Genomic DNA, 7,266 nt, shown 5'->3' with positions numbered 1-7,266 from the left:
GAAATAGATTTTTCTTCGGAAATAACTTTGGTGAAATATAGTTTGTTTGGTCAAATATCAAAAAAATACTTGAATTCTAAATTAGGAACATCAGTTGGTTTTAGAATGGATGGATTGGATTATAATAGTGAAATGAGCAATGTTTTTAATCAATTTTCACCAAGACTATCTGTTTCTTACCAATTAAATTCAAAAGTAGCCTTTAATGGTTCTGCAGGAAGTTATTATCAATTGCCTTCTTATACGGTTTTAGGGTACAGAAATTCGGCAAATGAGTTGGTAAATAAATCTAATAATTTAAACTATATTAATGCTCGGCATATTGTTACTGGTGTTGAATTTAAACCAGAACGCAATTCTAAAATAACATTAGAGGGTTTTTATAAAAATTATAAGAAATATCCATTCTCGGTAAAAGATCAAATTAGTTTGGCAAATTTGGGTTCAGATTTTGGTGTTATTGGAAATGAGGAAGTAACATCAACATCTAAAGGAAGATCGTATGGTTTTGAGGTTTTTGCTCAAAAAAAATCATATAACGGTTTATATGGATTGGTTTCATACACTTTTGTAGTGAGTGAATTTAAAGATAAGAACAATAACTATATTCCGTCTTCTTGGGATAATAAGCATTTGTTAACTATTACAGGAGGGAAAAAACTTCAAAAGAACTGGGAAATAGGAGGTAAGTTTAGGTTTGTGGGTGGTAGTCCGTTTACGCCGTATGATATAAATGCTTCTTCAATTATAGAAAATTACAATGTATCTAATAGCGGTATTTTAGATTATAATCAATTAAACACAGAACGTTATGAGAATTACCATCAATTAGATATACGAGTTGATAAAACTTGGTATTGGAAACATTTTTCATTAAATTTTTACTTTGATATACAAAATGTTTATGGAAGTGAAAGTAAGGAACAAGGCTATTTAATTCCTACTGTTGATGAAAACGGAGCTAGAATTATTGATGCCAACGATAGTTCTAAATATGTTTTAGAAACGGTTGAAAACACCTCGGGAACTATATTGCCAAGATTTGGAGTTATTATAGATTTTTAGTTTACTATAATATTATTTTGGTTTAAACGTATTTTAAGCCATTTTTTAAGTAGAACTTTTTGTTCTTTAGATGTTGGAACGGAATCGTGCCATTTTGTATTAAAAATAGTAATGGTATCGGTTTTTTTAAAGTTAGTTTCAATTATTTTTCCGTAACTAATTTGCTTTAATCCGCTATAATTAGCCTTTGCTTCTTCGCTAATTTGAATAAATGGAATTTGAGAGCTATAATATTTAGAAAGTTCAGATTCAAGAATTTTAATTTTTTCTTCCTTTTCTTTAATAGATTCATCTCTAGATGAGATTATTTTTTGATTTTGAGCGTACAAATCCATTAAGTTATTTACTTCGTGTCGTAAATCAGAATCATCTGATCCTTGATGTATTAGTAACGTAGCGTCATCTAATCCGTATTCTGGAAGTTTTAATTTCCATTTTTCAATTTCATCAGCAGAAAGCTTATTTCCGTATACATAAATTTTTACTGATTTTTCAGAATAATTGATATTGTCAGATTCTTCATCAATAATACTTATGCCACTTTCTTTAATGTCATTAATTAAATCTTGTGCGTTTTGTTTAAATCTATTCTCTTGGTACAGGTTAAAAAACAGATATATACTTCCTGCAAAAACAATTAATGCAACTGAAGAAGCTAATCTTGCAATGCGTTTTCTTTTTATTGAATTAATATATTTTAGCATTGGAAAATCTAAAAACTTTACAATAACAAAAGTTGCTAACGCAATAAAAATAGTGTTTATAGAGAATAGAAACATTGCTCCAAAAAAGTAGCTTAAATTTCCAACGGCAAGTCCATAACCTGCAGTACATAACGGAGGCATTAATGCTGTTGCAATTGCAACACCAGCAATGGTATTTGTTTGTTTACTTCTTCTGCTTAGTGCTAATATTAATGCCAATCCACCAGAAATTGCAATAAAAACATCACGCACATCTGGGGCGGTTCTGGCTAAAAGTTCAGGCGTTTCATTTCTAAATAATGGAATTAAAAAGAATAGGAAGGAAGTTATTAAACTTAAAACAATCATTACTACTAAATTGATTAATGATCTTTTTAAAGTATCTATATCGTTTATACCAATAGATAATCCAACTCCTAAAATAGGACCCATTAATGGCGAAATAAGCATTGCTCCAATTACTACAGCGCTTGAGCTTACATTTAATCCAATAGAAGCAATTAAAATTGAGAAAACCAATACCCAGGCAGTATGCCCTTTCATAGAAATATTGTCTTTAATATCTTCTATGGTTCCTTCTTTATCGGTATCTTTTTTGATATCTAAAACACCGTGTAAAAATACTCGTATGCTATTAAATATCTCAACTTTTTCGGGTTGATTGTCTGTGTTTAATTCGTTTTGTGGGTTGTTGGAATTTTCCATGTTCAATTTTTAATAAAAACGTTATAATATTGTTTTTTCAATAGGATCAATTTCAGCATTTTGATTGAAAAGATAGATTCTATTACTACTTGTTTCTAAACATTCAATTCTGGTTCTTCTAGTAGCTCCTTTTTTATATTTTTTTCCGTTAAATGAAAACAAACTTCCTTCATTTAATTCAAAGATAAAATTCTTTCCCGAAATGTCATCAAATTGTTTTAAAGCAAATGTTAATTTTACATCAGCGCCAGTGCTTGCTTTTGGATTTTTAATATAATTGGCCAAATGCGGTAAAACAGATTCAGGATAAATAGAGGGCTGAATAAATGGTAACATTAAATGTTGAAAATTTCTTTTCCATTCAATTCCGTGTGGTTTTACTCTTTTACTTTGTTTGTAAGTTACAAAATGAGCAATTTCATGGATTAAAGTAAGTAAAAATTGATATGAATTTAGGCTATTATTAATAGTTATTTGAAAAGATCCATTTGGAAACCTTCTAAAATCTCCGTGTTTAGTGTTTCTTTTATTAACAATCTTTATTTTTATATGATGTTCTTCTAAAATTTCTTGAACTAAATCAATAGCGTTCTCTGGAATATGTTTTGAAATACTTTTAATCATAAAACTAAGGAGTGCTAGAAGAAACTTCTAAAATTTTACCGTTATAATATTTGTTTCCTGTTAATGCAAAATTATAAATATAGTCTGCCATTTCACTCGCTGAAACCGGAGCTTTATAACCAGGGAAAGCTTCATCTAACATTTCTGTTTGTACAGCACCTAAAGCTAATACATTAAAAGAAATTTGTTGTTCTTTAAATTCTTCTGCTAAAAGTTCTGATAGTGTAATAACTGCTCCTTTTGAAGAACTGTAGGCCGCTAATCCTGGAAATTTCATGCTTCCTTGTACACCTCCAATACTGCTAATAGTAACAACGTGACTTCCTTTTTTTAAAAACGGAATTAATTGTTGTGTTAGTTCTGCAACAGCAAATACATTTACTTTGTATACTTCTAAAAAATCTGTTGATGAAAGTTTCTCAAAAGGTTTATTTATTAACTTTCCAGCATTATTGATTAAAACATCAACAGTTCCCCAGTTTTTTTGTATAAATTCAGTTACTTTTTTTAAATCTTCTTTATTTGATAAATCAACTGAAAGATTTGTAATATTTTTTATTTGTAGGTTTTCAAGCGGTTCTGTGTTTCTTGAAATAGCCAACACATTGTAATTGTTTTTTGCAAAAAGTTGTGCTAGTTCAAAACCAATACCTCGGCTTGTTCCTGTTATTATTATATTTTTCATGTATTAATTTTCAAAAGTTATGTGCTGATATGCTCCAATATCGGCAGGAGAAGGTCTTAAAACTCCTAAAATATCTACAGGAACAGTATTGGTTCCTTGCGTATTTGCTTTGCCTATAGCATCAGATTTTTCTCCAATAATTAATTGGTTATTATTAGTAGATTTAAAATTGGAAGTTCCATTTATAATATTGTCTTGATAATACGTTGTATTGGTAAAATCATACACAGCTAAACCTGTATAATTGCTATTGTAATCGTTAAATTTTAATAAGTTGTTTTTAAAAGAATAGTTAAAAGTTGAACCTTCAACCTTATCAATAATTAATTCTATATTATTGCTACCATCAATAATACAATTTGTAAAATTTGCTGCGTATAAATTTCTGGTTTCTACAATTTCTTGATTATTAATTGTATAGCTAAAATAGTTGTTAATTAAAACCGTTGGATACTCTCTAGAACTGTTTGTCCAATAGTTAGCAAATGTAGAGTGTGTAAAGTTGTACGTGCCGCCAATAATACAGGCTAATGATGATTGTCCGCTATTGTTTATAACTAGGTTTTCTCCTTTAATATTAGTTTCTCTACCTAAAATACCATAATTAGAGCTGTTATAAATTTGGCTGTTTTTTATGGTTAAAGTTGGGTTAGATGTACTTCCAATAGAATCGGAAATAATACCAATAGAAGCATTTTTTATAATAGTGTTAGAAATGGAATTATTTTTACTTCCGGCTCTTAACCATATTGCTCCCCATTGACCGGGAACATTGTTAAAACTTGATTCTAATCTGTCTCCTTCAATAAGTACTTCGTTGTTTAAAGTTCCATTAATAGTTAAAGTAGCATTTTTAGAGATAATTAAACCAGAATCTGAGTGGAAATAAATACTTGTACCAGGATCAATAGTTAATGTTTTATCTGAAGGAACTGCACAATATCCATAAATTACATAAGGCTTATCATTGGTAAAGGTTGTATTTCCGGATAAATAAAAGCCATTAACATTTATACTTTCTCCATCGGTATCTTCGCCTAAAGAAATGGTTTCAATTATTCCTTGTGAATTTTTTGATGGATACAAAAAATGAGCATCTTTTACCAGTGTTACTAATTTTACATCTTGTAAATAATTGTCAGAATCAAAAACAATAGAATCTATATAAATAGGATCTATAATCTGGTTATAGTTAATAGTTGTTTCTATAAAAATGTAAATACTGTCTTTTGCTAAAATTTCAATATTTTCAAAAACTTTACCAGGAACGCCATCCACATTTAACCTATACATAGAGTTTTCTCCACGTCCTAATTTAACCGATGGAATTGTAATTGCGTTTTTACTTTTATTATATACTTTTAAATTATAGGTGCTAGAACCAATATTGGTAAAAACGGTATCTAAAAAAACGGTGTCTTTAGAGAATAGTAATTTACCGGTACTTAATTCAGTAGAAAAGTCTTTTCTGCAGGAAGTAATTAAAAATATAAAAATAATTGGAATTACAATTGTTGAAATAGTACGCATACAAGCAGTTTTAGCAATTTTAAAAATACAATTATTTATTTTTTTATCAATTCAATTTCAAATAATTTACCCCAGTTTTTTCCAGTCACAAAAAGTCTGTTATTTTCTTTGTCAAAAGCAATACCATTTAAAACATCATCCATTTCCTCTAATTCTTGTGTTTTTAGCATTTCTTCTTTTAATCCGTTTAAATCAGCAACACCATCAACTTTACCCGTAGTTGGATCTACAATTAAAATAGAATTTTTTTGCCATATATTGGCGTAAATTTTACCGTTTATAAATTCTAATTCGTTTAGTTTTTCAACTTTTTGTTGATTGGTATAGGCCTCAATATAGCTTTCTTCAAGTAAAGTTTCGGTATTTAAAAACCAAATACGTTCAGTTCCGTCAGATTTTATAATTGAATTTCCGTTATGTGTTAAACCCCAACCTTCACGACTTTTAGTGTATTTAAACTCATTTTCTTTTTCAAATGTTTCCAAATTGTACACCAATCCAAAACCATCTTGCCAAGTTAATTGATAAATTTTATTGTTTAAAATAGTAATTCCTTCTCCAAAATATTGCGGATCTAAATCTTTTTGCTGTAAAACCTTGCCAGTTTTTAAATCTACCTTTCTAATAGATGAAGTTCCTTTACGTCCAGTTCCTTCGTATAAAAAGCCATTATGGTACTCCAAGCCTTGTGTGTATGCATTTTTATCATGTGGGTAACTGTTAATTATTTTAAAAGTATAAATATCAGGAGCTTTATCTGCCATAAAATAAATAGTTTTAGTCACTTTTTCGGTTTTATTTTCAAAAAAGAGTAGGGCAGTAATGGTATGTTTTCCTAATTTAAAATTATTAATAGGTACAGATGCAGTATTTTTAGTACCTTTAACTTTTATATTGTCAATTGAAAACTGTACAGAATCTATTGGTTTTTCATCTTTTTCAGAAACAGAGATAATTAACTCTTCATTAATCTGAATTTTTGATGGTGAATTTAAAATAAATGTATGTTCGCTTTTGCAAGAAATGAGAAAAAGTAAGATTAAAATTCTAAAAACAGACTTGTAAGACATAGTAAAATAGCTATTAATTAATTTTTATGTAAATAAAATAAATTATTTGTTTGAAGTTTCAAAAATATAGTTAAATTTGCAGTCTGAAAAATAAAAATAGATTTAAAACGAGTTCACAATGAAAAAAGGTATACATCCAGAAAATTATAGATTGGTAGCATTTAAAGATATGTCTAATGAAGATGTGTTTTTAACTCGTTCAACAGTTAATACAAAGGAGACATTAGAAGTTGATGGCGTTGAATATCCTTTAGTGAAATTAGAGATTTCAAGAACGTCGCACCCATTTTACACAGGTAAGTCTAAATTGATTGATACTGCAGGACGTATAGATAAATTCAAATCTAAATACGCTAAATTCAAAAAATAATTTAGTTCCTCAAAAATATTTAAATCCTCAGCGAAAGTTGAGGATTTTTTTTGTTTATAAATAGCTGTTTTTTAGACTTTTAAAAACACTTTATTAAATATTTTATTAGTTGAAATAAAAAGCAATTAATTATATTTAAATGAATAGGCACAAAATATCTGAAGCGATAACAGTTTAATTTGGGGGTTCAATTGCAGGCGTACTAGTTTCAGGTAAGGAAAGTTCCCTTTTGAAGGTATTATTAGTTTAGTTAAAGGAGGAATGCGAGAACTAGTTTATAGATGTTGCAAATGAGGTAAAAGCACTAAAAAAGCTAGAATAAAAATTCCCATATTAATAAAAATTTGAAGTGTATATTAAAACCCTTTGAAGATAAATTCTTAAATTATTTATTGGAGTATGTTGAAAATATATATAATAGCAAACCCTTTATAATTGAAGACTTTAGCAATAATTGAGCTTTATAGAAAATTAATTGGGTTAATCAATAAATCTTCTAACCTTTTATAGTAG

7 protein-coding genes are annotated in these 7,266 nt (G+C 28.4%); 2 read left to right on the top strand and 5 right to left on the bottom strand.

What is annotated here, in order from left to right:
* Nucleotides 1-1,065 (top strand): TonB-dependent receptor plug domain-containing protein (locus ABY298_RS13620; protein ID WP_372746608.1); only part of this gene is annotated, 1,065 nt, incomplete at its 5' end.
* Here the strand turns inward: ABY298_RS13620 and ABY298_RS13615 are convergent.
* From ABY298_RS13615 to ABY298_RS13595, 5 genes are read right to left on the bottom strand one after another with little or no spacing between them, the layout of a single operon-like run.
* Nucleotides 1,062-2,474 carry a DUF389 domain-containing protein gene (locus ABY298_RS13615; RefSeq protein WP_372746607.1) on the bottom strand — a complete coding sequence of 471 codons (1,413 nt, stop codon included), beginning with the start codon at nucleotides 2,472-2,474 and terminating at the stop codon, nucleotides 1,062-1,064. The genes ABY298_RS13620 and ABY298_RS13615 overlap by 4 nt on opposite strands.
* A 21-nt stretch (nucleotides 2,475-2,495) precedes the next feature.
* A complete protein-coding gene (locus tag ABY298_RS13610; RefSeq protein WP_372746606.1) occupies nucleotides 2,496-3,098 on the bottom strand; it encodes a SprT-like domain-containing protein in 603 nt (200 codons plus the stop codon).
* A gap of 4 nt (nucleotides 3,099-3,102) precedes the next feature.
* Complete coding sequence (locus ABY298_RS13605; RefSeq protein ID WP_372746605.1) at nucleotides 3,103-3,783, bottom strand: SDR family NAD(P)-dependent oxidoreductase; 681 nt, start codon at nucleotides 3,781-3,783, stop codon at nucleotides 3,103-3,105.
* 3 nt (nucleotides 3,784-3,786) lie between these two features.
* The gene (locus ABY298_RS13600; RefSeq protein WP_372746604.1) at nucleotides 3,787-5,313 is read right to left on the bottom strand and encodes a hypothetical protein; all 1,527 of its coding nucleotides are present in this window, start codon (nucleotides 5,311-5,313) and stop codon (nucleotides 3,787-3,789) included.
* A gap of 35 nt (nucleotides 5,314-5,348) precedes the next feature.
* Nucleotides 5,349-6,383: a glutaminyl-peptide cyclotransferase gene (locus ABY298_RS13595; protein WP_372746602.1), complete on the bottom strand. Its 1,035-nt coding sequence runs from the start codon at nucleotides 6,381-6,383 to the stop codon at nucleotides 5,349-5,351.
* Between the two features lie 118 nt (nucleotides 6,384-6,501).
* On the opposite strand from ABY298_RS13595, the gene ABY298_RS13590 reads away from it, so the two are divergent.
* Nucleotides 6,502-6,753 carry a type B 50S ribosomal protein L31 gene (locus ABY298_RS13590; protein ID WP_372746601.1) on the top strand — a complete coding sequence of 84 codons (252 nt, stop codon included), beginning with the start codon at nucleotides 6,502-6,504 and terminating at the stop codon, nucleotides 6,751-6,753.
* Nucleotides 6,754-7,266 lie beyond the last annotated feature (513 nt).

Source organism: Lutibacter sp., assembly GCF_041596795.1.
GTDB lineage: Bacteria > Bacteroidota > Bacteroidia > Flavobacteriales > Flavobacteriaceae > Lutibacter.
Note: the sequence above shows the minus strand (reverse complement) of the source record. Positions and strands in the feature narration are given on the sequence as shown.

Coding starts and splice junctions, on each gene's coding strand:
- ABY298_RS13615 (WP_372746607.1), bottom strand. CDS start 2,474: ATGGAAAATTCCAACAACCCACAAAACGAATTAAACACAGACAATCAA.
- ABY298_RS13610 (WP_372746606.1), bottom strand. CDS start 3,098: ATGATTAAAAGTATTTCAAAACATATTCCAGAGAACGCTATTGATTTA.
- ABY298_RS13605 (WP_372746605.1), bottom strand. CDS start 3,783: ATGAAAAATATAATAATAACAGGAACAAGCCGAGGTATTGGTTTTGAA.
- ABY298_RS13600 (WP_372746604.1), bottom strand. CDS start 5,313: ATGCGTACTATTTCAACAATTGTAATTCCAATTATTTTTATATTTTTA.
- ABY298_RS13595 (WP_372746602.1), bottom strand. CDS start 6,383: ATGTCTTACAAGTCTGTTTTTAGAATTTTAATCTTACTTTTTCTCATT.
- ABY298_RS13590 (WP_372746601.1), top strand. CDS start 6,502: ATGAAAAAAGGTATACATCCAGAAAATTATAGATTGGTAGCATTTAAA.